The sequence below is a fragment of the Lysobacter xanthus genome (genome assembly GCF_047159895.1).
The window spans coordinates 1-22023 of sequence record NZ_BAAGAB020000049.1 but is presented as its reverse complement, the minus strand read 5'-3'; the positions used below and the strand labels follow the sequence as shown (position 1 = coordinate 22023).

Annotated in this window: 21 protein-coding genes; 8 read left to right on the top strand and 13 right to left on the bottom strand. The window is 71.6% G+C overall.

From position 1 onward, the window contains the following. Window positions 1-860: efflux RND transporter periplasmic adaptor subunit (locus ACY35P_RS11575; protein WP_462115988.1), on the bottom strand; the 860-nt coding region annotated here is incomplete at its 3' end. Window positions 861-946: 86 nt separating this feature from the next. On the opposite strand from ACY35P_RS11575, the gene ACY35P_RS11570 reads away from it, so the two are divergent. From ACY35P_RS11570 to ACY35P_RS11560, 3 genes are all read left to right on the top strand, one after another. Beyond that, window positions 947-1630 carry a TetR/AcrR family transcriptional regulator gene (locus ACY35P_RS11570; RefSeq protein ID WP_462115987.1) on the top strand — a complete coding sequence of 228 codons (684 nt, stop codon included), beginning with the start codon at window positions 947-949 and terminating at the stop codon, window positions 1628-1630. A gap of 120 nt (window positions 1631-1750) precedes the next feature. After that, entirely contained in the window at window positions 1751-2404 is a 654-nt protein-coding gene (locus ACY35P_RS11565; RefSeq protein WP_462115986.1) for a protein-L-isoaspartate O-methyltransferase family protein, read from the top strand. Between the two features lie 88 nt (window positions 2405-2492). After that, the gene (locus tag ACY35P_RS11560) at window positions 2493-3896 is read left to right on the top strand and encodes a TolC family outer membrane protein (RefSeq protein WP_462115985.1); all 1404 of its coding nucleotides are present in this window, start codon (window positions 2493-2495) and stop codon (window positions 3894-3896) included. Window positions 3897-3950: 54 nt separating this feature from the next. Here ACY35P_RS11560 and waaA read toward each other — a convergent pair whose 3' ends face one another. From waaA to ACY35P_RS11520, 8 genes are all read right to left on the bottom strand, one after another. Then, complete coding sequence (waaA, locus tag ACY35P_RS11555) at window positions 3951-5258, bottom strand: lipid IV(A) 3-deoxy-D-manno-octulosonic acid transferase (RefSeq protein WP_462115984.1); 1308 nt, start codon at window positions 5256-5258, stop codon at window positions 3951-3953. After that, window positions 5258-6172, bottom strand: coding sequence for an LpxL/LpxP family Kdo(2)-lipid IV(A) lauroyl/palmitoleoyl acyltransferase (lpxL, locus tag ACY35P_RS11550; protein WP_462115983.1), 915 nt, complete (start codon window positions 6170-6172; stop codon window positions 5258-5260). The genes waaA and lpxL overlap by 1 nt, the downstream gene beginning before the upstream one ends. Next, complete coding sequence (locus ACY35P_RS11545; RefSeq protein WP_462115989.1) at window positions 6169-7494, bottom strand: O-antigen ligase family protein; 1326 nt, start codon at window positions 7492-7494, stop codon at window positions 6169-6171. The genes lpxL and ACY35P_RS11545 overlap by 4 nt, the downstream gene beginning before the upstream one ends. After that, entirely contained in the window at window positions 7475-8608 is a 1134-nt protein-coding gene (locus ACY35P_RS11540; protein ID WP_462115982.1) for a glycosyltransferase, read from the bottom strand. Before ACY35P_RS11540 ends, ACY35P_RS11545 begins: the two co-directional genes overlap by 20 nt. Window positions 8609-8633: 25 nt before the next feature. Next, the gene (locus ACY35P_RS11535; RefSeq protein WP_462115981.1) at window positions 8634-8846 is read right to left on the bottom strand and encodes a zinc-finger domain-containing protein; all 213 of its coding nucleotides are present in this window, start codon (window positions 8844-8846) and stop codon (window positions 8634-8636) included. Between the two features lie 136 nt (window positions 8847-8982). Continuing rightward, window positions 8983-9690, bottom strand: a complete 708-nt coding sequence (locus ACY35P_RS11530; RefSeq protein WP_462115980.1) for a pirin family protein — start codon at window positions 9688-9690, stop codon at window positions 8983-8985. An 8-nt stretch (window positions 9691-9698) separates the two neighbouring features. Next, entirely contained in the window at window positions 9699-10319 is a 621-nt protein-coding gene (locus ACY35P_RS11525; RefSeq protein ID WP_462115979.1) for a YceI family protein, read from the bottom strand. A 28-nt stretch (window positions 10320-10347) separates the two neighbouring features. Beyond that, entirely contained in the window at window positions 10348-10938 is a 591-nt protein-coding gene (locus ACY35P_RS11520; protein ID WP_462115978.1) for a malonic semialdehyde reductase, read from the bottom strand. Window positions 10939-11025: 87 nt separating this feature from the next. On the opposite strand from ACY35P_RS11520, the gene ACY35P_RS11515 reads away from it, so the two are divergent. Beyond that, window positions 11026-12006, top strand: coding sequence for a mitochondrial fission ELM1 family protein (locus tag ACY35P_RS11515; RefSeq protein WP_462115977.1), 981 nt, complete (start codon window positions 11026-11028; stop codon window positions 12004-12006). Window positions 12007-12012: 6 nt separating this feature from the next. On the opposite strand, the gene ACY35P_RS11510 is transcribed toward ACY35P_RS11515, so the two are convergent. The 4 genes from ACY35P_RS11510 to groES form a co-directional block, all read right to left on the bottom strand. Beyond that, the gene (locus ACY35P_RS11510; RefSeq protein ID WP_462115976.1) at window positions 12013-12447 is read right to left on the bottom strand and encodes a GNAT family N-acetyltransferase; all 435 of its coding nucleotides are present in this window, start codon (window positions 12445-12447) and stop codon (window positions 12013-12015) included. Continuing rightward, complete coding sequence (gene glnE, locus ACY35P_RS11505) at window positions 12444-15233, bottom strand: bifunctional [glutamate--ammonia ligase]-adenylyl-L-tyrosine phosphorylase/[glutamate--ammonia-ligase] adenylyltransferase (RefSeq protein ID WP_462115975.1); 2790 nt, start codon at window positions 15231-15233, stop codon at window positions 12444-12446. Before glnE ends, ACY35P_RS11510 begins: the two co-directional genes overlap by 4 nt. Window positions 15234-15635: 402 nt before the next feature. After that, on the bottom strand, window positions 15636-17276 hold the full coding sequence (gene groL / locus ACY35P_RS11500; protein ID WP_462115974.1) for a chaperonin GroEL: 1641 nt from the start codon (window positions 17274-17276) through the stop codon (window positions 15636-15638). Window positions 17277-17334: 58 nt separating this feature from the next. Beyond that, entirely contained in the window at window positions 17335-17622 is a 288-nt protein-coding gene (gene groES / locus ACY35P_RS11495) for a co-chaperone GroES (RefSeq protein ID WP_462115973.1), read from the bottom strand. Between the two features lie 591 nt (window positions 17623-18213). Between groES and ACY35P_RS11490 the strand changes: the two genes are divergently transcribed. The 4 genes from ACY35P_RS11490 to ACY35P_RS11475 all read left to right on the top strand — a co-directional run bounded on the left by ACY35P_RS11490 (window position 18214) and on the right by ACY35P_RS11475 (window position 21975). Continuing rightward, window positions 18214-18609: a helix-turn-helix domain-containing protein gene (locus ACY35P_RS11490; protein WP_462115972.1), complete on the top strand. Its 396-nt coding sequence runs from the start codon at window positions 18214-18216 to the stop codon at window positions 18607-18609. A 109-nt stretch (window positions 18610-18718) separates the two neighbouring features. After that, window positions 18719-20467, top strand: coding sequence for an endonuclease (locus tag ACY35P_RS11485; protein ID WP_462115971.1), 1749 nt, complete (start codon window positions 18719-18721; stop codon window positions 20465-20467). A gap of 103 nt (window positions 20468-20570) precedes the next feature. Then, window positions 20571-20894, top strand: coding sequence for a divalent-cation tolerance protein CutA (gene cutA, locus ACY35P_RS11480; protein ID WP_462115970.1), 324 nt, complete (start codon window positions 20571-20573; stop codon window positions 20892-20894). Beyond that, window positions 20887-21975 carry a protein-disulfide reductase DsbD N-terminal domain-containing protein gene (locus ACY35P_RS11475; RefSeq protein WP_462115969.1) on the top strand — a complete coding sequence of 363 codons (1089 nt, stop codon included), beginning with the start codon at window positions 20887-20889 and terminating at the stop codon, window positions 21973-21975. Before cutA ends, ACY35P_RS11475 begins: the two co-directional genes overlap by 8 nt. The last annotated feature ends 48 nt before the right edge of the window (window positions 21976-22023 follow it).

Below are 22023 nucleotides of genomic sequence, written 5' to 3'. Positions count from 1 at the left end.
AGCGGCAGGCTCACCGGGGCGGCGGCCGCGCCGCCGACGAAGACGCGCGCGCTCGAGCCGAGTTCGGCCTCGTCGCCGTCGAGCGTGGCGCGGGCGGCGAACGTGCGCGACGCCGGGTCGGCCGCGGGCGCGATCTCGCGGATCCGCGCGCCGATGCGCCGGCCGGGGGTCGACCACAGCTCGACCTGCACGGGCATGCCGGGCTTGAGCCGGCGCACCGCGCCCTCCGGCACGGCGAATGCGACTTCGCGGCGGCCGTCGGCGGCGAGGGTGAAGACCGGCTGCCCCGGTGCCACCACCTGCCCGGCTTCGGCCGAGCGGGTGGCGATGGCGCCGTCGCGCGGCGCGCGCAGCTGGGTGTAGGCGGCCTGGTTGCGCGCGACCTCCAGTCCGGCGCGCGCCGCATTCGCCTGCCCCTGCGCAGCGGCGACCGCGGCGTTCTGGGCGTCGACCGTCGAGCGGCTGACGAGCTGGTCGCGGCCGAGGCGCGCATAGCGGGCCTGGTCCGCACGGGCGCGCTGCAGCTGCGCCTGCGCGGCGGCGAACTCGGCCTGCGAGGCACGCGCGTGCGCGGCGAGGTCGCCGGCGTCGAGCACGGCCAGGAGGTCCCCGCGGCGCACGCGGTCGCCGACGTCGACCCGCCGCTCGACCACGTGCCCGCCGACCCGGAACGACAGCACCGCTTCTTCCGCCGCGCGGATTTCGCCGGCGTAGGCATCCCCGCCGGGGGCGTCGGCGCCGGGCCGGGTGACGAGGACGGGCCGCGGGCGCTCGGCGGCCGCAGGGGCCGGGCCGCAGCCGGTGAGGACGGTGGCCAGCAGCGCGGCGGACAGGGCCGCGGTGAGGGAAGCGGTACGCATGGCGCCTCAGGGGGAATTAATGAACCGGGCGGTACTGTAAAATTACCGAACGCATCGGTCCAGTATTTACGTTAGGATTCCGACCAATGGCCGCTTCCCGCTCCCGCCGTCCCGCGACTCCGCCCGCGCCCCGCGCGACGGGCCCCGGTCGTCCGAAAGACCTCGCCAAGCGCGAGGCCGTGCTCGAGGCGTCGAAGAAGCTGTTCGTGCAGCTCGGCTTCGATGCGGTCTCGATGGACCAGATCGCCGCCGAGGCGGGCGTCAGCAAGCTCACGGTCTACAGCCACTTCGGCGACAAGGAGACGCTGTTCGCCGCAGCGGTGGAATCGCATTGCGCGAACGGGATGCCCGCCTCGCTGTTCGAGGACTGTCCCGAGGTGCCCGTGCGCGAATGCCTGCAGGGCATCGCGACGGCGTTCTACGCGATGATCTCGGCGCCCGAGGCGGTCGCCGGCCATCGCATCCTGTGCAGCCCGCAGCTCGCCAACACGGAGCTGCCGCGGATGTTCTGGGAGTCCGGCCCGCGGCGCGTGCAGGACGGCTTCGCCGCGCTGCTCGATGCGCGCGTCGCCGCCGGCGAGCTCGACGTGCCCGACACCGCGCTCGCCGCCTCGCAGTTCTTCACCCTGCTCAAGGGCGAGCCGCATGCACGGCTGGTCTTCGGCTGCGCCTGCAGCGACCTGCAGCTCACGCCGGAGGCGCACGTCGCCGCCTGCGTCGAGTTCTTCCTGCGCGCGTACGGCCGCGCCGGGCAGGCCCGCGATGCGTGACCTCGGTCCCGGTGACTTCCGGCACTCGGGCGTATGGACCGCCGCACGCGATCCTGAACTCCCGAAGCGACGGGCCCGCCCCGGTAGAATCGCGGTCCTTTTCCCCAACGATCCACGCCGATGACGCCCGACTACGCCCACGCCCGCGAACTGATGGTCGAGCAGCAGGTCCGCCCCTGGGACGTGCTCGAGCCGCGCGTGATCGACGTGCTCGCCGCGATGCCGCGCGAGCGCTTCGTGCCGCAGGCCTACCTCGGCGTCGCCTATGCGGACGTCTCGCTGCCGCTGGGCCACGGCGAGTTCATGCTCAAGCCGGTGCTCGCCGGTCGCGCGCTGGAAGCGCTGGTGCCGAGGGAGACCGACGACGTGCTCGAGATCGGCACGGGCAGCGGCTACGTCACCGCCTGCCTCGCCCGCCTGGCGCGCGACGTGGTGAGCCTCGAGCGCCATGCCGACCTCGCGCAGGCCGCGCAGGCGCGCATCGACGCGCTCGGCATCACCAACGCGCGGGTGGAGGTCGCCGATGCGCTGGCGTGGACGTCCGAGCGCCGCTACGACGCGATCTGCGTCAATGGCGCCGTCGACAGCATTCCGCAGCGCTTCCTCGAGCTGCTCAAGCCGGGCGGTCGCATGTTCATCGTGCGCGGCCGCGCGCCGGCAATGGAAGCCGTGCGCGTGACGCGCGACGGCGACGCGCCGCGCATCGAATCGCTGTTCGAAACCGATATCCCCTATCTCGCCGGTGCCGCTCCGGTGCCCGTGTTCCACCTCTGAGTCCGTCGCGCGCGTCCTGCGCGCGCCGGATGCCGGTTTGCCACGACGACGCCGCGCCGGATGCGCGGCCAGCCAGGAAACTTCCGACATGATCCGCCGCCCGCTCGTCCTTGCCCTCGCCTTCGCACTGCTGCCCGTCGCCGCGCCCGCGGCCGACCTGATGCAGGTCTACCAGCTCGCCCGCGAGAACGATCCGCAGTTCTCGGTGTCCGAGGCGCAGGCCCGCGCGACCCGCGAGGGCGCCGTGCAGGCGCGCGCGGCGATGCTGCCGCAGCTCGACGGCAGCGCGACGCTCACCCGCTCGCGCAGCGAAGGCCCGGCGTCGCAGACCCAGTTCGATCCCGCGACCGGCCAGCCGGTGCGCTTCAGCGGCGACACCGAGACGAACACGACGACGCGCTCGCTCGGCGTCAACCTGCAGCAGATGGTCTTCGACCGCGCGCGCTTCACCACGCTGCGCAGCCAGCAGGCGCTCAGCCGCGCCAGCGAGTACCAGGTCGAGGCCGCGGGCGATTCGCTGATCACGCGGACGTCGGCCGCCTACTTCAACGTGCTCGTGCAGCTCGAGACGCTCGCCGCCGCGGAAGCGTCGGAAAAGGCGCTGAAGAAGCAGTTCGACTTCGCGTCGAAGCGCCTGGAAGTCGGCCTCGCGCCGATCACCGACGTGCACGAGGCCCGCGCGCAGTACGACAACGCGCGCGCCAACACGATCCTCGCGCGCAACGCGGTCGAGGACGCCTACCAGGCGCTCGCGGAGATCACCGGCCAGCCCGTCGCCGCCCTCAAGGCGCTGCCCGACAACTTCCAGCCGGTGCTGCCGGCCGAAGGCGCCGCCGATGCATGGGTGGCGAAGGCGATGGACAACAACCCGGCGCTGCGCGCGACGCGCGAACAGGTCGCCTCGGCCGAAGAGAACATCGAGACGGCGCGTTCGGGCTACTGGCCGTCGCTGTACCTCACCGGTTCGTTCGGCGACCGCAAGACGACCGGGGACAGCACTTTCAGTACCGGCGCGTTCTCGTCGACCAACCCGATCGACAGCCAGAGCCGCGGCCCGACGCTCGGCGTGACCCTGAGCGTGCCGATCTTCAATGGCGGTGCGACGGCGTCGCGCGTGCGTCAGGCGATCGCGCAGCGCGACGTCTCCTCCGACCAGCTCGAGCAGCAGCGTCGCGCGCTGACGCGCAACACGCGCGCGGCCTACCAGTCGCTCGCCGCCGGCATCAGCGAAGTCGAGGCGCGCCGCTCGGCGCTGACGTCCGCACGCGCGGCGTACGAGGCCTCGCAGGTCGGCCTCGAAGTCGGCACGCGCACCGTGCTCGACGTGCTGAACAACCAGCAGAACCTGTTCAACGCGCAGCGCGCGTACGCGCAGGCCCGCTACAACTTCCTGCAGTCGCGCCTGAACCTCGAGCAGGCGGCCGGCACGCTCGACGCGGACGATGTGCAGGAGGTCAACCGCCTGCTGACCGTGAACGCGCCGACGCCGTAACCGGCGCGCGTGCGATCGACGAAGGCCGCCTCCGGGCGGCCTTTTTCGTGGGTGTCAGGACGACGAAGGCAGCGCGTCGTCGACCAGCGCGAGCGTGCGCTGCAGGGCGCCGCGGCCCGATTCGACGAGCGCACGCCCGGCGGTCACCATCGCCTCGCGCGCCGCCGGGTCCGCGAGCAGCGCGTCGAGCGCATCGCCGACCGCCTCCGCATCGACGCCGATGCGCAGCGCGCCCGCGGCCGACAGCTTGCTCGAGATGTCGGCGAAGTTGTGCAGGTGCGGTCCGGTCACGACCGGCGTGCCGGTCGCCGCAGGCTCGAGCAGGTTGTGCCCGCCGACCTCCTGCAGCGAGCCGCCGACGAAGGCCACGTCGGCACAGGCATAAAAGCCGAGAAGCTCGCCGAGCGTGTCGACCACGAAGACGTCGCAGTCCGCGCCCGGCCAGCCGTTCTCCGAACGCCGCGCGACGCGCAGCCCGGCGGCGGTCGCCTGCTCGGCGGCGGCACGGAAGCGTTCGGGATGGCGCGGCGCCCACAGCAGCAACAGGTCGGGCCAGCGGCCGCGCAGGCGACGGTGGATGGCGAGCACCGCGGCCTCCTCCTCGACGTGCGTGCTCGCCGCGATCCACGCCGGGCGCCCGCCGCGACGCGCGACGCAGGCGGCGCCGAAGGTCGACACGGCATCGGGAAGTTCGAGGTCGTACTTGAGGTTGCCGGTCTCCTGCACCCGGTCGGCCGGTGCGCCGAGGGCGACGAAGCGGCGCGCATCCGCATGCGACTGCGCGCCCACGCCCCGCACGGTCGCGAGCGCGCGGCGCACGAGCGGGCCGAGCACGCGATAGCCGCGCAGCGAGCGCGCCGAGAGCCGCGCATTGAGCACGTACAGCGGCACGCCCGCGTCGCGGCAGCCGAACAGCAGGTTCGGCCAGAGCTCGGTCTCCATGATGAGCGCGGCATACGGCCTGAAGTGGCGCAGGAACCGCGCCACGGCACCCGGCAGGTCGTAGGGCAGGTAGACGTGCTCGACACGGTCGCCCCACAACGCCTGCACGCGCGCCGAACCGGTCGGCGTGATCGTGGTGACCAGCAGGCGGAGGTCCGGCCGCGTGCGCAACAACGCGTCGACGAGCGGAATCGCCGCATTGACCTCGCCCACCGAGACCGCATGCACCCACAGCACGCGCTCGGCGCGTGGCGGGCCGAAGCCCGCGTAGCGCTCGCTCCAGCGCTCGAAATAGGCGGCCTGCCGGAAGCCGCGCCAGATCAGGTGATAGACGGTGACCGGCGTCAGCACGTACAGCGCGAGCGAATAGAGCGTGCGCAGCAGGCGTTCGGCGGGGTCGCGGGACGTCGCGTCGCGCATCAGTACGGAGAGGCCGCGTCGCCGGGTCGGCGCTTGAACCGGCGATGGATCCACAGGTACTGCGACGGCGCTTCCCGCACCATGGCCTCGATCGCCGCATTGACCCGCGCGCTGTCGACGGCCGCGTCGGCGGACGGGAAATCCTCGAGCGGCGGGGCGATGCGCAGCACGTAGCGGCCACCCTCGCGGCGATGGAAGAACGGCACCACCGCGCAGCCGGTCAGGCGCGCGAACTGGTGCGTCGCGGTGATGGTCGCGGCCGGCACGCCGAAGAACGGCGCGAACACCGTGTCCTTGCCACGCATGTCCTGATCCGGCGCGTACCACAGCACGCCGCCCTGCTTGAGGTGGCGCATCGCCGCGCGGATCTCGTCGTTCGCGAACATCGCCGCGGCGTAACGGAGCCGGCCGCGCTTGACCGCCCATTCCATCAGCGGATTGCGGTAGCGCCGGTACATGCCGGCCACCGGCACGTGGTCGCACAGCAGGCGCCCGCAGATCTCGAGCGTCATGAAATGGCCGGAGACCAGCAGCACGCCGCGACCGTTCGCGCGCAGCGCCTTGAGTTCGTCGAGACCTTCGATGACGACGTCCTCGCGCACCGGCGCGACCTCGCCCCACCAGGCGCGGGCGAATTCGAAGAGGCCGATGCCGAAGTCGCGGAACGTCTCGCGCAGCAGGCGCCCGCGCGCCGCCGCATCGAGCTCGGGCAGGCACAGTCGAAGGTTGACGTCCGCGGCATGCCGTCGCGACGGCGCGAGCGCGTAGGCGAGCGCCCCCAGCGCGCGACCGAGCACGCGCTGCACGGGCCACGGCAGCCGTGCCGCCGCCGCGAGCACGGCGAGGCCGGTGCGGAGGCCGGTGTTGCCGTGCGGACGGTCGCCCGCGCTCGTCGTGCTCGGCGCCTGGCTCATGACGGCGCGCGCTCCGGCTGCGCGCGATCCGTCGCGAGCAGGCTGCCGGCGTAGAGCGCGAACAGCATGAGCGTGAGACCGCCCCAGAACGTCGAATAGAACGCCAGGTGCGTGTTGAACGGGAACACCGTCACCACCAGCGCGAGCATGGCGGGACGCGCCTGTCGACGCGCGGCGACATCCGAGAACCGCCAGGCACGCCAGGCGAGCGCGGCGCCCGCGAGCCAGAGCAGCAGGCCGAGCACGCCGGTCTCGCTCAGCACCTCCAGCACGATCTGGTGCGCGTGCAGTGCAGGCCCCTCGCCCCATTCGGCGACCTGGCCGGGCAGGGGATCGCAGGCCGGGAAGGCCTGCCGGAACCGACGCACGCCGACGCCGTTGACCGGGTGCTCGCGCACCATGCACGTGGCCGCCGACCAGATACGGCCGCGGCCCGACAGCGCGCTGTCGACGTCGTGGTGGTCACCGGCGAGCACGAGCGTGGTGCGTTCGATGCGGTCGCGCACCTGCGGCACCGTCGCGGTGAGCACTGCGAGCGCGACGGCACCGAAGGCGAAGACGCCGAGCAGGCGCTTCCAGCCGAGCAGGCGCCAGCCCGACAACAGCAGCACCAGCCCGTAGGTGATCCACGACGCACGCGACCCGGCGAGCACGATGACGAGCCCGACCGCGGCGGCGGCCGCCAGCCAGCCCGGCGCGCGGAACCGGCGCGCGGCCTCGTGCAGCAGGAACGGCGAGAGGCTCGCGACGACCTGGCCGAGCTTGAGGTTGCACGGCCCCAGGAACCCGCTCAGGCGGTCGACGGCGACGGCGGCGTCCGCCGGGCACATCGACCGGCCGCTGATGGCCTGTTTGGCCTGGTCGAGCAGCGAGAAGATCGGGCTGTACCCCGTGAGCGCCTGCAGCAGCGCGTCGGCCACCCAGATCGCGACGATGACGGCGAGGCCCGAAAAGGTGCGCCGGCGACTCTCGGTGTTCGCGACGGAGGCGGCGACGAGCCACAGGAACGGCAGGTGGCGCAGGTCCGCGGCGGCGTCGAGCAGCGCGCGCGGCGGGTCGAACGTGTCGAACGCGGAGACGAGTCGCGGCACCCAGTACGCCGCGAACATCGCGCTGGTGAGCGCCCAGGCCGGACCGCTGAGCAGCCGCGTGCCGCCGCGGAAGCGCGCCCGCGCGAGCAGCACCATCGCCGCCACGGCGCCGATCGCCAGCACCGCCTCGGCATAGCCGGGCGCCGGCCACAGCGCGACGAAGGCGAGCACCCATGCCGGCGCCCAGCGCCAGCCGGTTTCCGGCACCGTGTCAGCCGACGAGTTCGTGATAGACGGCAAGCGTCGACTCCTGGAGGGCCTGCAGGGTGTACGGAATGCTAGCGGGCGGGACGGGAGGCCGTGCGAGCAGGTCGCGTGCGGCGATATGAAGTGCGTCGAGGTCGAACGGCGGAACCCCGCCGCGCGGCTCGAATTCCTCCAGTAGCTCGCCGACGCCGCCATGGGCCCAGCCGAGCACGGGGCGGCCCACCGACAACGCCTCGATCACCGTGCGCCCGAACGACTCCGGCTTGCGCGAGAGCTGCAGGACGAGATCGCTCGCGGCGTACGCGCGCGCGATGGCATCGGTCGGCGGGGTGAAGGCGATCGCATCGGCCACGCCGAGCCGCGCCGCGTCGCCCTCCAGCTCGGCGATGTAGGCCTCGCGGCCGGCCTCGCGCGCACCGGGTAGCCACAGGCGCGCGTCGGAGCCGTCCGCACGAAGCCGCGCCAGCAATGCGAGTCCGTCGCCGTGGCCCTTGAGCCGGGTCCCGCGACCGGGCAACAGCAGCAGCGGCGCGTCGCCGGCCAGCGCCGGATGCTGCGCGGCGGCCCAGTCGCGGGCCTCGCGGTCGGGCATCGGCCTGCGCGGGAACGCCGCGGCCTCGACGCCGCGCGGGATGACGCGGAGCTTCGACGGATCGGTCGCGGGGTAATGGCGAAGCACGTAGTCGCGCACGGTGCGCGAAACGCAGATCACGCGCTCGCCGCGTGTCATCACCGCGCTGTAGCGCGACGGGGAATTCAGGCCGTGCACCGTCGTCACGAACCGGGGCCGGCGTGGCGCATCGATGCCGCGCAGCGCCATGACGCCGAGCCAGGCCGGCATGCGCGAGCGCGCGTGCACGACGTCCGCGCCGCAGTCGAGGATCACGCGCCGCAGCGCGGGCACGTGGCGCACCACCAGCGGCGACTTGCGCCCGATGTCGAGGGCCACGTGCGTCGCACCGAGGGCTTCGAGCCGCGGCACGAGGCGCCCGCCCCGGGAAACGACGACGGCACGATGCCCGCCCTCCACCAGCGCTTGGGCGATCTCCAGCGTGGAGCGCTCGACACCGCCCGATTCCAGCGCGGGCAGCAGCTGGACGACCGTCAGCCGGCGTGGGGGCGGGGCGATGGCGGCCATGACCGGGCTCGGCGCCGCGGCGAACTCACTCTTCCAGGACGAAGTGCGCGCCGCAGTACGGGCACTGGCACTCGCGCTCGGCCTCGATCGGCAGGAACACGCGCGGATGCGAGTTCCACAGCGCCATTTCCGGCAGCGGGCAGCTGAGCGGCAGGTCCTTGAGGCCCACGACGTAGCGCTGCCGGGCGTTGGCCGGCTCGGCGGTCTGCGGGGCGCTTGGAGCGGTGCGGTCGGTCATGGACGGGAGGACGCGGCGATGAGGCCGCGGATTCTACCCCGGACGTCCGAAGGCCCGCGTCGCACACGGTGCCGCGCCGTCCGGTAGACGCCGCCGATGCCGTTCGGGCGGCGTCGCGGCGCCGGACGCGCCGCGATCAGCGCGGCAGGTCGAACAGCAGCACCTCGGCCTCGCCATTGGCCTCGACGTGCAGCGGGCCGCCCTCGTCGACGAAGCCGAGCGCATCGCCCGCCCGCAGCACGTGTTCGGCGGCCATCACCGTGCCGCGCGCGACCTGCAGCCAGTAGCGCCGGTCGCTGTCGAGCGTGCGGACGACGCTCGCACCCGCACCGAGCACGGCGCGATGCAGGCGCGCGTGCTGGCGGATCGCGATGCTGTCGTCCGCGCCGTCCGGCGAGGCGAGCAGCACCCACGTGCCGTCGTCGTCCCCGGCTCGGGGCGCGCGCTGCGCATAGGCCGGCGACGCATTGACGCGGTCGGGCTGGATCCAGACCTGCAGGAAGTGCACGGCCTCGCTGTTCGACGCATTGAATTCGCTGTGCTGCACGCCGTGGCCGGCGCTCATCCACTGCACTTCGCCGCGCCCGACCGTGCCGCCGCCGCCCGCGCTGTCCTTGTGCGCGAGCTGGCCGTCGAGCACGATCGACAGGATCTCCATGTTCGCGTGGCCGTGCGGCGGGAAGCCCCCGCCGCCGGCGACGCGATCCTCGTTGATCACGCGGAGCGGCCCGAAGCCCATCCACTGCGGGTCGTAGTAGCTGCCGAACGAGAACGTGTGGCGGCTGTCGAGCCAGCCACCGTGCGTCACGTGGCCGCGCGAATCGCCCGGGCGCTCGATGATCATCGTCGTGCTTACTTCTTCTTCGGCGGGACGACCGCCTTCGCACGCTCACCCTCGGCCTTCGGCACCGAAGCCTCGGTGGTGATACGGATCTGCACCTCGTCGCTCACGTTCGGCGCGTACTTGTCGACGCCGAAGTCGCTGCGCTTGACGACGGCGGTGGCATCGAAGCCGATCGCCTCGCGCTTGCTCATCGGATGCGGGCCGGCGCCGTTGAGGGTGACGTCGAGCACCGCGGGCTTGGTCACGCCCTTGATCGTCAGGTCGCCCGTCACACGGAGCTTCTTGCCGCCGACTGCCTCGACCTTCGTGCTGGCGAACGTGACCGACGGGTACTTCGCGGCATCGAAGAAGCCTTCGCCGCGCAGGTGCTCGTCGAACGCGGCCACGCCGGACTCCAGGCCCGCGAGCGGGAGCGTCACCTTCACCGACGAGGCGCCGACGTTCTGCGCGTCGTACACGATGGTGCCCTCGACCTGGTTGAAGGTCGCGACCGGGTGCGAGAGCCCGAAGTGGCTCCACGAGGCGGTGACGCTCGTGTGGTTGGCGTCGATGGCGTAGCTGACCGGCGCGGCGAACGCGACGGTGGAGACGGCGGCGAGGGCGGCCGCGAGGGCGATGCGCTTGAACATGGTCGAGCTCCTGGAACGTGGATGTCGCTTAGAGGATCCGCGCCGCTTCGTCGAACGGCAGGCGCGGGGAGCGGGGGAAGATGTGGGCCGCGTCGCCTTCCCCGAGATTCACGAGGAAGTTCGACTGGATGCGGGTGCCGGCGAAGAACTCGGCGTCGACCTTCGCGTTGTCGAAGCCCGACATCGGGCCGGTATCGAGGCCCAGCGCGCGAGCGGCGAGGATCAGGTAAGCGCCCTGCAGCGAGCCGTTGCGCATGGCCACGGTCTGCAACGTGGCCTCCGGCGCGCCGTCGAACCAGCTCTTCGCATCGGCATGCGGAAACAGGTACGGCAGCTTCTCGTAGAAGGCGAGGTCGTGCGCGACGATCACGGTGACGGGCGCGGCGAGGGTCTTCTCGCGATTGCCCTCGTCGAGCGCGGGCGCGAGCCGCTGCTTGGCCTCGGCCGACTTCACGAACACGAAGCGCGCGGGAGTCGCGTTGGCGGCCGTCGGGCCCAGCTTCACGAGGTCGTACAGACGGTGCAGCGTCTCGTCGGGCACGTCGCCGGTCAGCCGGTTGTGGGTGCGCGCGGCGACGAACAGCTGGTCCAGCGCCTCCTGTGACAGCGGGCTCGACATGGAACGGTCCTCGACAGGGGGAGCCGCAGTGTAGAGTCGTGCCCGCTCCACGGCCGTGGCCGGCCCCGGAACGGATCGATCCGACGCGTGCAACGTTCTCCCCCGACCCGATTGCTGCTGCTCACCGATGGTCATGCCGGCAACGTCCGGCAGGCGCGTGCGCTCGCGGATGCACTGAAATTACCGGTGCGCGACCTCGTGCTCACGCCGACCGCGCCGTGGCGCTGGATCGCGCCGCGCGTGCTGCCCGGCGCCGACGGCGCGTTCGGTGGAACGTTCCGTCCGCTTCTCGACGACCCGCCGACGGACACGCTGGCGATCGGCTGCGGCCGCCAGGCGGCGTTGGCGACGCGCCTGCTGCACGCACGCGGCGTGCCCGTGGTGCAGATCCTCGACCCGCGCCTGCGCAGCACGCACTGGGACGCGATCGTGGTGCCGCGCCACGACCGCCTGCGCGGCGACAACGTGCTCGACCTCGTCGGTTCGCTGAATCCGGTGCAGGACACGTGGCTCGGCGCGGCGCGCGCGGCGTTCGCTTCGTTCGGCACCCTGCCCGGCCCGCGCACCGCGCTGCTGATCGGGGGTCCGACCTCGCACATGGCAATGCGCGCGGGCCATCTCGACCGTTGGCTGCGCGACGTGCGCGCGGTCGTCGAGCGCGAAGGCGGCAGCGTGCTCGCCACCACCTCCCGACGTACGCCCCCCGCGCTCGTCGCACGCGTGAAGAAGCGGCTGCGCGGGCTGCCCGGCATCGTCTGGACCGGTTCGGTGGACGGGCGGAATCCCTATGCGGCCCTGCTGGGCTGGGCCGACCGCATCGTCTGCACCGCCGACTCGGTGAACATGCTGTCCGAAGCCTCGGCAACGCGCGTGCCCGTGTTCGTCGCGGGGGCGCGGCAGGTCCGCGGTCGGCCCCGACGCTTCGTCGACGCGCTGCTCGCCAGCGGCCGCGTGCGCGCACTCGATGCCGCGCTCGCACTGTTCGACGCGGAACCGCTGCGCGAGACGCAACGCATCGCTGCACTGCTGCGGGCACGCTTCGGGCTGCCGGACGTGCCATCGCGCTGAAGGACGTCAGCCGCGTGGCGCGCGTCGGTAGACGTGCTGCGTCTTCGCGAACTGGAAGCCGAGCGAGGCATAGAAGGCATGCGACGCCGCGCGCACCACGTTCGAACGCACGAGGAGCCCCTGCCCGCCCTGCGCCGCCCTCCATGCGTCCGCGGCCGCCACGAGCCGCGCGCCGACACCGGACCTGCGTTGCGCCGCATCGACGACGAGTCCCGTGATCTCGAACGCCTCGCCCGTTTCGAGGGTCATGCGTCGCTCGACGGCGATCCAGCCTGCGAGCGCGTCACCGGTGTCCGCGACGAACGCGGCGCGGGGCGCGTCATCCACGAACGCCGCGAGCCGGACCGCCATGCACTCCGGCGTCACCGGATCGGCGAGCTGGGCCGACAGGCGTGCGATTTCCGCCGCGTCCGCGATGCGGGCGGCACGGATCGCGATCACGGCGCGGTGGCGTCGAAGTCGAGCCCGCACTCACGCGCCGTCGCACGTACGGCTTCCCGCGCCGCGTCGATCGCCGGATCGGGCGGCACGCGGCGTGCGCGACGGTCGAGCGTGCAGTCGAGCCCGCGTTCGAGCATCAGCGCATGCGCCGACGCCAAGCGCTCCGCGCCTTCGCGCGAAAGCGCGGCGGCATCGCGACAGGCGGCGATCAATGCGGGTGTGCCGCGTGGCGCGAGAAGGGCCGGCGCGCGCGACGCCTCGGCCAGCACCAGCGCCTGCAGCAGGAACTCGAGGTCGACGAGCCCGCCCTCGCCCTGCTTGAGGTCGAACGCGCTGGCATCGCTGCGGTCGAGCTCGGCGCGCATGCGATGGCGCATCGCGCCGACCTCGCGCATCACCGCGTCGCGGTCGCGCGCGCGGCCGAGCACCTCGCCGCGCACGCGCTCGAAGTCCGCGCAGAGCGATGCATCGCCCTCGATGCAGCGTGCCCGCACCAGTGCCTGGTGCTCCCACGTCCACGCGCGTTCGCGCTGGTACGCCGCGAAGCTCGCGAGGCTCGACACCAGCAAGCCCTTCGCGCCGTCCGGTCGAAGGCGCACGTCGACGTCGTATAGCCGGCCCGCGCCGGTGGGCGCGCCGAGCAGCGCCACGACCTTCTGACCGAGCCGCGCGAACCAGCGCTGGGCATCGAGCGGACGCGCGCCGTCGGATTCGACGCCCGGCGGCGCGTCGTAGAGGAAGACGAGGTCGAGGTCCGAGCCGAAGCCGAGCTCGCCGCCGCCGAGACTGCCGTAGCCCAGCACCGCGAAGCGCGCGCCGGGAACGCTGCCGCTCGCGGCGCGGACTTCGCCGCGTGCGATGCGGACCACCTGCGCGACGACCGCATCGGCGAGGCCCGCGAGTTGGCAGGCACTGTCCGCCGCCGGCTGCCGACGGTCGCGCACCGCCATCGCGACCCGGAAGCTCGACGCATGGCGCGCCTCGTTGAGCGCACGCAGCGCCTGCTCCGGGTCGTCGATGTCGGCGACCGCGTCCGCGCAGGCGGCCTTGAGCGCCTCGGCATCCGGCAGCCCGCCGGCGACGCGGGCATCGAGCAATTCGTCGAGCAGCAGTGGATGCGCGGCGAGCCGCTCGGCCAGCAGCGCGCTGTGGGCGACCACGTCGACGAGCCGCGCGAGCGCCGCCGGCTGCTCGTCGAGCAGGGCGAGGTACGCCGAGCGCCGCAGCACGTTCGACACCAGCGCGAGCAGGCGCCGCAGCGCGAGCATCGGCTCGCGCGAGTCGGCCGCCGCGGCGAGCAGCGCGGGGAGGACGCGATCGAGCCTCGCGCGCGTCGCGTCCGACAGCGCGCGCACCGCCGGGGCGCGTGCGAAGTCGCGCAGCACGGTGTCGGCTTCCGACGCGGGCTCGAACCCGGCGTCGGCCAGTACGGCCGGATCGCCGGACTCCGGCAGTGCGATCCAGTACGTCGCCAGTGCGCCCGGGGCGGCGTCGCGCGTGCGCGGGGCGAGCAGCGCGTTGAACTCGGTGGTGACGCGTGCGCGCACGCCATCGAGTCGCGCGAGGAACGCGTCCCACGACGGCTCGCCGAGGCCTGTCGCGATCCGCGCGCGCGCGACGTCGTCGTCCGGCAGCGCATGTGTCTGCGCATCGCGCAGCATCTGCAGGCGGTTCTCGACCCGACGCAGATGGCGATAGCTGGCGGTGAGCGCATCGCCGGTCTCGGCGTCGAGATGCCCGGCATCGACGAGGGCGCGCATCGCGGGCAGCAGGCGACGCTCGCGCAGCGGTGCCTCGCGCCCGCCGCGGATCAGCTGCAGCGCCTGCACCAGGAATTCGATCTCGCGGATGCCACCGGGGCCGCGCTTGACGTCGTCGACCAGCTCGCGTCGCGCGACCTCGGCCGCGATCGACGCCTTCATCGCGCGCAGGCCGTCGAGCGCGCCGAAGTCGAGGTAACGCCGATACACGAACGGACGCAGCATCGCGAGGAAGCGCTCGCCCGCCTCCACGTCCCCCGCGACGGGTCGCGCCTTCTGCCAGGCGTAGCGTTCCCAGTCGCGCCCCTCGCGCTGGAAGTACTGCTCGAGCGCCGGGAACGACCATGCGATTCGTCCCGCGCTGCCGAACGGGCGCAGCCGCAGGTCGACCCGGTGGCAGAAGCCGTCGGGCGTGACCTCGTCGAGCAGCTTCGCCAGCTGCTGGCCGAGGCGGGTGAAGTAGCCCTCCGCGTCGAGCGGTCGCGGCCCGTCCGATTCGCCGCCGGATTCGTAGGCGTAGACGAGGTCGATGTCGCTGCTGAAGTTCAGCTCGCCGCCGCCGAGCTTGCCGAGGCCGAAGACCACCAGGCGCTGTTCGACGCCCTCGGCATCGCGCACGCGACCGTGGCGCGCGACGAACTGCGCCTCGAGCGCCTCAAGCGCGAGTTGCAGGCACCGCTCGGCCAGCCGCGTGCTGCCGGCGAGCGTCGCATCGACGTCGTCGAGACCGGCGACATCCCGCCAGACGAGCCGCGTGGATTCGGCACGCCGATAGCGGCGCAGCTGCGTGCCCCAGTCGCCGGGCAGGGCGGGATCAAGGCTCGGGGCCTGGGTGGGCGTGGCGCCGTCGTCGGCCTGGAGGCGCGCGAGCGTGGCGGGGTCGCGTTCCAGCACGTCGACCGCGAAATCGCTGGCGCGGGCGACCGCGGCGAGTCGCTCGTGCGCGGCCGGCGACGCATCGAGCCGACGCAGCGCGCGCTCGACGAGGGCATCGACGGCCTCGGCCGCCGCGGTGGATGCGGTCATGCGGCCATTGTCCATGCGCGCCGGGACGCCGGGCAAAAAAAAGCCCGCTGCCGTTTCCGGCAGCGGGCCCTTGCTCCCTCCCCCACGTCGGGTGCAGGCCTATCGTTAAAGAGACGTGATGGTGAATGCACGCTGCATCGCAACAAAATCTTTACGGTTCAGGCGAAGCGATCGTCGCAAGCGACCGTACCGGTTGATGAATTCCGAAGAATCAAGGACATACGTCGTCGTACGGGAAGCGCGCTTTCTGCCTCGGCCGGGGCGACGAACGGCCGCAAAAAGGAAAACCCCGCCGAGGCGGGGTTCTCCGTGGTGCGACATCGAACCGCAAGCGGGTGTCCGTGGCGCGCGGCGGCGCGTTGGAAGCACTCGCGAGTGAGTCCGATCGCGGCGCGGCAGCGATCAGAAATCCATGCCGCCCATGCCGCCCATGCCACCGCCGCCGCCCATCGCCGGCTCTTCCTTCTTCGGCAGCTCGCCGACCATCGCTTCGGTCGTGATCATCAGGCCGGCGATCGACGCCGCGTTCTGCAGCGCGGTGCGCGTGACCTTGGTCGGATCCAGGATGCCGGCCTCGATCATGTCGACGTACTCGCCCGTGGCAGCGTTGTAGCCGTACGAACCCGTGCCCTCGACGACCTTGTTGACGATGACCGACGGCTCTTCGCCGGCGTTGGTCACGATCTCGCGCAGCGGCGCTTCCATCGCGCGCAGGGCGATCTGGATGCCGTGGTTCTGGTCTTCGTTGGCGCCCGTCAGGCCCTTGATCGCGGCCTTGGCGCGCAGCAGCGCGACGCCGCCGCCCGGGACGATGCCTTCCTCGACCGCCGCACGCGTCGCGTGCAGGGCGTCTTCGACACGCGCCTTCTTTTCCTTCATCTCGATCTCGGTCGACGCACCGACCTTGATCACCGCGACGCCGCCGGCGAGCTTGGCGACGCGCTCCTGCAGCTTCTCGCGGTCGTAGTCGGAGGAGGTCTCCTCGATCTGCGCCTTGATCTGCTTGATGCGGCCTTCGATGCCGGTGGTTTCGCCGGCGCCGTCGATGATGGTGGTGTTCTCCTTCGAGACCTGCACCTTCTTCGCACGGCCGAGGTCCTTGATCGTCGCCTTCTCGAGCTGCAGGCCGACTTCCTCGGAGATCACGGTGCCGCCGGTGAGGATCGCCATGTCCTCGAGCATCGCCTTGCGACGATCACCGAAGCCCGGCGCCTTGACCGCGCAGACCTTGACGATGCCGCGCAGCGTGTTGACGACGAGCGTGGCCAGGGCTTCGCCCTCGACTTCCTCGGCGATGATCAGCAGCGGCTTGCCGGCCTTCGCGACGCCCTCGAGCACGGGCAGCAGGTCGCGCACGTTCGAGATCTTCTTGTCGTGCAGCAGGATGAACGGGTCGTCCAGCTCGGCCTGCATCGACTGCTGGTTGTTGATGAAGTACGGCGAGAGGTAGCCGCGGTCGAACTGCATGCCCTCGACGACGTCGAGCTCGTTCTCGAGGCCCGAACCGTCCTCGACGGTGATCACGCCTTCCTTGCCGACCTTGTCCATCGCCTGCGCGATGAGGTCGCCGATGTTCTGGTCGGAGTTGGCCGAGATCGCACCGACCTGGGCGATTTCCTTCGAGGTCGACGACGGACGCGAGATGGTCTTCAGTTCGGCGACCGCGGCGGTGACCGCCTTGTCGATGCCGCGCTTGAGGTCCATCGGGTTCATGCCGGCGGCGACCGCCTTCATGCCCTCGCGGATCAGCGCCTGCGCGAGCACGGTCGCGGTGGTGGTGCCGTCACCGGCGTTGTCGGACGTGCGCGAAGCGACTTCCTTCACCATCTGCGCGCCCATGTTCTCGAACTTGTCGGCGAGCTCGATCTCCTTGGCGACGGACACGCCGTCCTTGGTGATCGTCGGGGCGCCGAAGCTCTTCTCGAGCACGACGTTGCGGCCCTTCGGGCCGAGCGTGGCCTTGACGGCGTTCGCGAGCACGTTCACGCCGCGCAGCATCTTGGTGCGCGCGTCTTCGCCGAAGCGGATTTCCTTGGCAGCCATTGCAGTTACCTCGATCTAAAAGTGTTCGAAAGGAGATACGGGATGCGGAAGGTCGCGATCAGCCGAGGAGCGCGAAGATGTCGTCTTCCTTCACCACCAGGTACTCGGTGCCGTCCAGCTTCACTTCCGTGCCGCTGTACTTGCCGAAGAGCACCTTGTCGCCGACCTTGACCTTGGGCGCGCGCACGTTGCCGTTGTCGAAGGCCTTGCCTTCGCCCACGGCGACGACTTCACCCTTGATCGGCTTCTCGGTCGCCGAATCCGGGATCACGATCCCGCCGGCCGAGACCTTTTCTTCTTCCATGCGCTTGATGACCACGCGGTCGTAGAGCGGCTTGATGTTCATGCACGAACCTCCGGCAGATGTTGTAAGTAATTGAAAGAACAGCGAAAGACGGGAAATTTTAGCAGTCGACGGTCCCGAGTGCCAAACCCGGGGCGCGACCCGCCCGCATCGCGGACGGGGCGGGATATGGAGTGGCCCGGCGCGCTTTCAAGGGGCCTTCACGCAATTGGTCGCCGACCGGGCGTCTTGCGACATGCCTCGAACCCACGAAACACGCGGACAAAAAAAGAGCGCGTCCCGAAGAAACGCGCTCTCTGGTCTAAAGGACGGCTATTCCAAGCTTGCGCGGTCCAGCGCACGTCCCAGGGACCTGACCCCATGTCCGATCGACGGTTCCGTGTCGACGTGGGGCGATTGTGTGACGGTCGCGTCACCTCGGGAAGTGGCCACCGGTGGCGATGCATGTCCGATTCCGGTAGCGTATGGAAAGCGGCCAACTATGAAATCGTATTCATTACCGGCGTTAACGCGATCTTCAGCGCGAAGTGTGACCTGAATCGGACATCCTTCGGAGCTTATCGGTAGCGTAGTGACGATCGGTAGCGACCCGGCCCTCGAGCAACCTCAACCTGACGCGGAGCGTCACTTTCCATGAATTCCCAGCAGCGGATCCGGCTCGCCCGTCGCTACGCGAACCTCTCGCAGGCGGCCCTTGCCGAAGCCGTCGGCGTCCAGCGCAGCGCGGTGAGCCATTGGGAGGCCGTGCAGGGCAAGAGTCCGAGCATGGCGAACCTCCGGCGGGTCGCGACGGTTACCGCGGTGCAGTTCGAATGGCTCGCCACCGGGCGCGGACGCATGGGGATGTCGGCGGACGACGCGCTCGACGGCGTGGCGGCGGTCGACGCGGCGATGGTCGATGAACCGCTGGAACTGCGCATGCTGGCCGCGTTCCGCCGGCTGCCGCCGCGCAGCCAGGCGCCCCTGGTCGAGCTGATGGAGCAGATGGCCGAGCTGCGCACGGGCCGGGTTCGCAAGCCGCGCGACTGACGGAATAACGGTAACGATAAGCAGTTCCGGCCACCGTCTGTCGGAATGCTGCCGAATCACCGCAGACCCCGCTTAGCATCGCCCGGCCCTTCCGCCGCCCGGAGCCGCGATGCGCCTGTCGTCCCGCCTTGCCCCCGCCCTGTTGATGCTGGCGGCCGCGCCGCTCGCGTCCCAAGCGTCGGTCTTCATCAACGAGGTCCACTACGACGACGCGACGTCGACCGGCGACGTCGGCGAACGCATCGAGATCGTCGCGACCGCGGGCGAAAGCCTGAGCGGCTGGCGGGTGCAGCTCTACAACGGCTCGACGCCGTCGGCGGCAGTGATCTACGACGACGACCCCGTTCCCGCCGGCAGCCTCGTGGCCTGTGGCGCGCAGGTGCGCATCGCGGTTGTGAGCTACCCGAGCAACGGGATCCAGAACGGACCGAGCGACGGCATCGCGCTGGCGAATGCCAGCGGTCAGCTCGTGCAATTCCTCAGCTACGAGGGCGCGATCACCGCGTCCAACGGCGTCGCCGCGGGCCGCACCAGCAGCAACCTGCCGGTCGCGGAGACCGGTGCCAATGCCGCCGGGACCTCGCTGCAGCTCGGCGGCACGGGCAGCGCCTACGCGCAGTTCGCCTGGAACGCGTCGGCGACGCAGACCTTCGGCACCTGCAACCGCGGCCAGACGTTCGCGGCGCCCAATCCACCGCCGCAGGTCACGTCGACGACGCCGGCCAACGGCACGAGCGGCTTCCCGGCCGCGAGCGACCTGGCCGTCGGTTTCAGCGAGCCGGTGTCGGCGACCGCCGGCGCGTTCGCGCTGCAGTGCAGCGTCTCGGGCCCGGTGGCGCTGTCGCATGCGGCGAACGGCACCACGTTCGCGCTGTCGAAGTCGATCGTACTGCGCGGGGGCGAGTCCTGCACACTGACGGTGAGCGCCGCGCGCATCACCGATGCCGGCGGCGCGCACCCGGCCGCGAACACGACATCGACGTTCACCGTCGCCAGCGCGACCGCCGGTTACTGGTCGAAGGTCAACACATCGAGCGCGAGCCAGCTGCGCTGCTCGTTGAACGCGACGATCCGCAACCACACGGTCTATCCGTACAGCTCGAGCGCGACCGACACGTGGGACGTGCTGGAGATCGCCGACGAGGATCCGGCCTCGGCCTCGCGCATCCTGGACGTCTATCGCAACCGCAGCTACGTGAAAGGCAGCGAGCGCTCGGGGACCGGCACCGGGCTGACCTACAACCGCGAGCACACGTGGCCGAACTCGCTCGGCTTCGGCAGCCCGACGGGCGATCTCGGCCTCGACAATGCGCCGTACACCGACCTGCACATGCTCTTCCTCTCCGACGCCACCTACAACGCCGACCGCGGCAACAAGCCGTATGCCGACTGCACCGTCGCCGGCGGTTGCGGCGAGCGCGCGACCGAGGCGAACGCGGGCGCCGGTGGCGGCACCGGCGTCTACCCCGGCAACTCCAACTGGGTGAAGGGGCCCGACGGCAACGGCGGCGCGTTCCAGGTCTGGAATCGCCGCAAGGGCGACGTCGCCCGTGGCGTGCTGTACATGGCGATCCGCTATGAAGGCGGTCGCGATTCGCGCGGCCAGGGCGAGCCCGACCTGGAGCTCACCGACGACCGCACGAAGATCGTGATCACGTCCGCCTCGCCGGCCTACATGGGCCTGCTGTCCACGCTGCTGGCCTGGCATCGCGCCGACCCGCCCGACGCCGCCGAGCGCGCCCGCGAGGAAGTGGTCTACCAGTTCCAGGGCAACCGCAATCCCTTCATCGACCACCCCGAGTGGGCGACGGCCGAGCTGTTCAATTCGGCCAAGCCGGCGACCTGCCAGCTCAACTGAGTCGATTGCCGCCCGCGCCACCCGGCGCGGGCGGCCGTGCGTGGAACGCGCCGTGCCCGGCCCGGCGCCGTGGCCCGGCGACGCGCGCCGGTAGAATCGGCGCATGCCCGCCGTCGTCATCCATTGCACCTGCCCCGACGACGCCTCGGCCGATCGCATCGCGACCGCGCTGGTGGCGGAACGCCTCGCCGCCTGCGTGCAGCGACTGCCCGGCCTGCGCTCGACCTATCGCTGGGAGGATCGCATCGCCCACGGCGACGAAGTGCTGCTGCTGATCAAGACGATGGCCGAGCGCATCCCGGCCGTGTTCGGCCGCGTACATGCGCTGCACCCCTACGACGTGCCGGAACTGCTCGCGCTCGACGTGTGCGACGGCGCGCCCGACTACCTCGACTGGGTCCGCGCCCAGAGCCGTGACGATGCCTGACCTGCTCCGCCGCCTCGCGCGGCTGCTCGCCCCGCTCCTGCTCGCGGCCGCGCCCGCGGCGGGCGCGATCACGCCCGACCAGCTGCCGCCGGTCGACCAGGTCTTCGTGCCGAGCGCGCGCTACACCGACGGCGCGATCGAGCTGCGGTGGACGATCGCGAAGGGCTACTACCTCTATCGCCACCGCACCGCCGCGCAGGCCAACGCCGGCTTCGACGCGCAGCCGTTGCAGCTGCCCAAGGGCGATGCGCACCGGGACGAGTTCTTCGGCGACGTCGAGACGTATCGGGGCGAGCTGGTCGGCCGACTGCCCGGCACCCCGACCGCCGCCAGCACGGTCGTCACCATCAAGTACCAGGGCTGCGCGGACGCGGGCGTCTGCTATCCGCCGCAGACCCGCAAGCTCACCGTGGCGCTGCCCGTGGCGGACGACACGTCCGCGGCCTCGCCGTTCGGCGGGTCGCCGTTCGGCCGTGCGCGCGGCGCCGCGCCGGGCACCGATGCGGCGCCGCTGCCGGAACAGCAGGCCTTCGGCTTCGAGGCGATCCCGGGCGACGGCGGACGGATCCTCGTGCGCTTCACGCCGGCGCCCGGCTACTACCTCTACCGCGACCGCACGACGTTCCGCCTCGATGCCGCGAGCCGCGCCGCCGGCATCGCGCTCGGCGCGCCCGCGTGGCCGCCGGCGAAGGCGCATCGCGACGAGCACTTCGGCAACGTCGCCGTGTACTTCGACGAGGCCGAGTTCGCGCTGCCGGTCGCGCGCACGGCGACCGCCGCCCGCATGCTGCAGCTGACCGCGCGCTTCCAGGGCTGCCAGACCGACGGTATCTGCTATCCGCCGATGGAGCGCACGATCGCGGTCGCCCTGCCCGCCGGGGCCGCGAAGACGCTGCCGACGCCGCCGGCGCCCACCGCGCCCGCGCTGCCCGATACCGCGGCGATCGCGCCGATCGCCTCGCCGTCGACGACCGCCATCGACGCCACCCCAACGGCCACGCCCACCGCGCCGCCGCGCCAGCCGCCGCCGGCCGCGCGCAGCATCGCGGCGGCGAGGCCTCGACGCCCGTGCCGACGTTGAAGCGATGGTCCGCCGCATGCGCGAGCGGAGCGGCGCAGGCGAAGGCGG

Coding starts and splice junctions, on each gene's coding strand:
- ACY35P_RS11570 (WP_462115987.1), top strand. CDS start 947: ATGGCCGCTTCCCGCTCCCGCCGTCCCGCGACTCCGCCCGCGCCCCGC.
- ACY35P_RS11565 (WP_462115986.1), top strand. CDS start 1,751: ATGACGCCCGACTACGCCCACGCCCGCGAACTGATGGTCGAGCAGCAG.
- ACY35P_RS11560 (WP_462115985.1), top strand. CDS start 2,493: ATGATCCGCCGCCCGCTCGTCCTTGCCCTCGCCTTCGCACTGCTGCCC.
- waaA (WP_462115984.1), bottom strand. CDS start 5,258: ATGCGCGACGCGACGTCCCGCGACCCCGCCGAACGCCTGCTGCGCACG.
- lpxL (WP_462115983.1), bottom strand. CDS start 6,172: ATGAGCCAGGCGCCGAGCACGACGAGCGCGGGCGACCGTCCGCACGGC.
- ACY35P_RS11540 (WP_462115982.1), bottom strand. CDS start 8,608: ATGGCCGCCATCGCCCCGCCCCCACGCCGGCTGACGGTCGTCCAGCTG.
- ACY35P_RS11535 (WP_462115981.1), bottom strand. CDS start 8,846: ATGACCGACCGCACCGCTCCAAGCGCCCCGCAGACCGCCGAGCCGGCC.
- ACY35P_RS11530 (WP_462115980.1), bottom strand. CDS start 9,690: ATGATCATCGAGCGCCCGGGCGATTCGCGCGGCCACGTGACGCACGGT.
- ACY35P_RS11525 (WP_462115979.1), bottom strand. CDS start 10,319: ATGTTCAAGCGCATCGCCCTCGCGGCCGCCCTCGCCGCCGTCTCCACC.
- ACY35P_RS11520 (WP_462115978.1), bottom strand. CDS start 10,938: ATGTCGAGCCCGCTGTCACAGGAGGCGCTGGACCAGCTGTTCGTCGCC.
- glnE (WP_462115975.1), bottom strand. CDS start 15,233: ATGACCGCATCCACCGCGGCGGCCGAGGCCGTCGATGCCCTCGTCGAG.
- groL (WP_462115974.1), bottom strand. CDS start 17,276: ATGGCTGCCAAGGAAATCCGCTTCGGCGAAGACGCGCGCACCAAGATG.
- groES (WP_462115973.1), bottom strand. CDS start 17,622: ATGAACATCAAGCCGCTCTACGACCGCGTGGTCATCAAGCGCATGGAA.
- ACY35P_RS11490 (WP_462115972.1), top strand. CDS start 18,214: ATGAATTCCCAGCAGCGGATCCGGCTCGCCCGTCGCTACGCGAACCTC.
- ACY35P_RS11485 (WP_462115971.1), top strand. CDS start 18,719: ATGCGCCTGTCGTCCCGCCTTGCCCCCGCCCTGTTGATGCTGGCGGCC.
- cutA (WP_462115970.1), top strand. CDS start 20,571: ATGCCCGCCGTCGTCATCCATTGCACCTGCCCCGACGACGCCTCGGCC.
- ACY35P_RS11475 (WP_462115969.1), top strand. CDS start 20,887: ATGCCTGACCTGCTCCGCCGCCTCGCGCGGCTGCTCGCCCCGCTCCTG.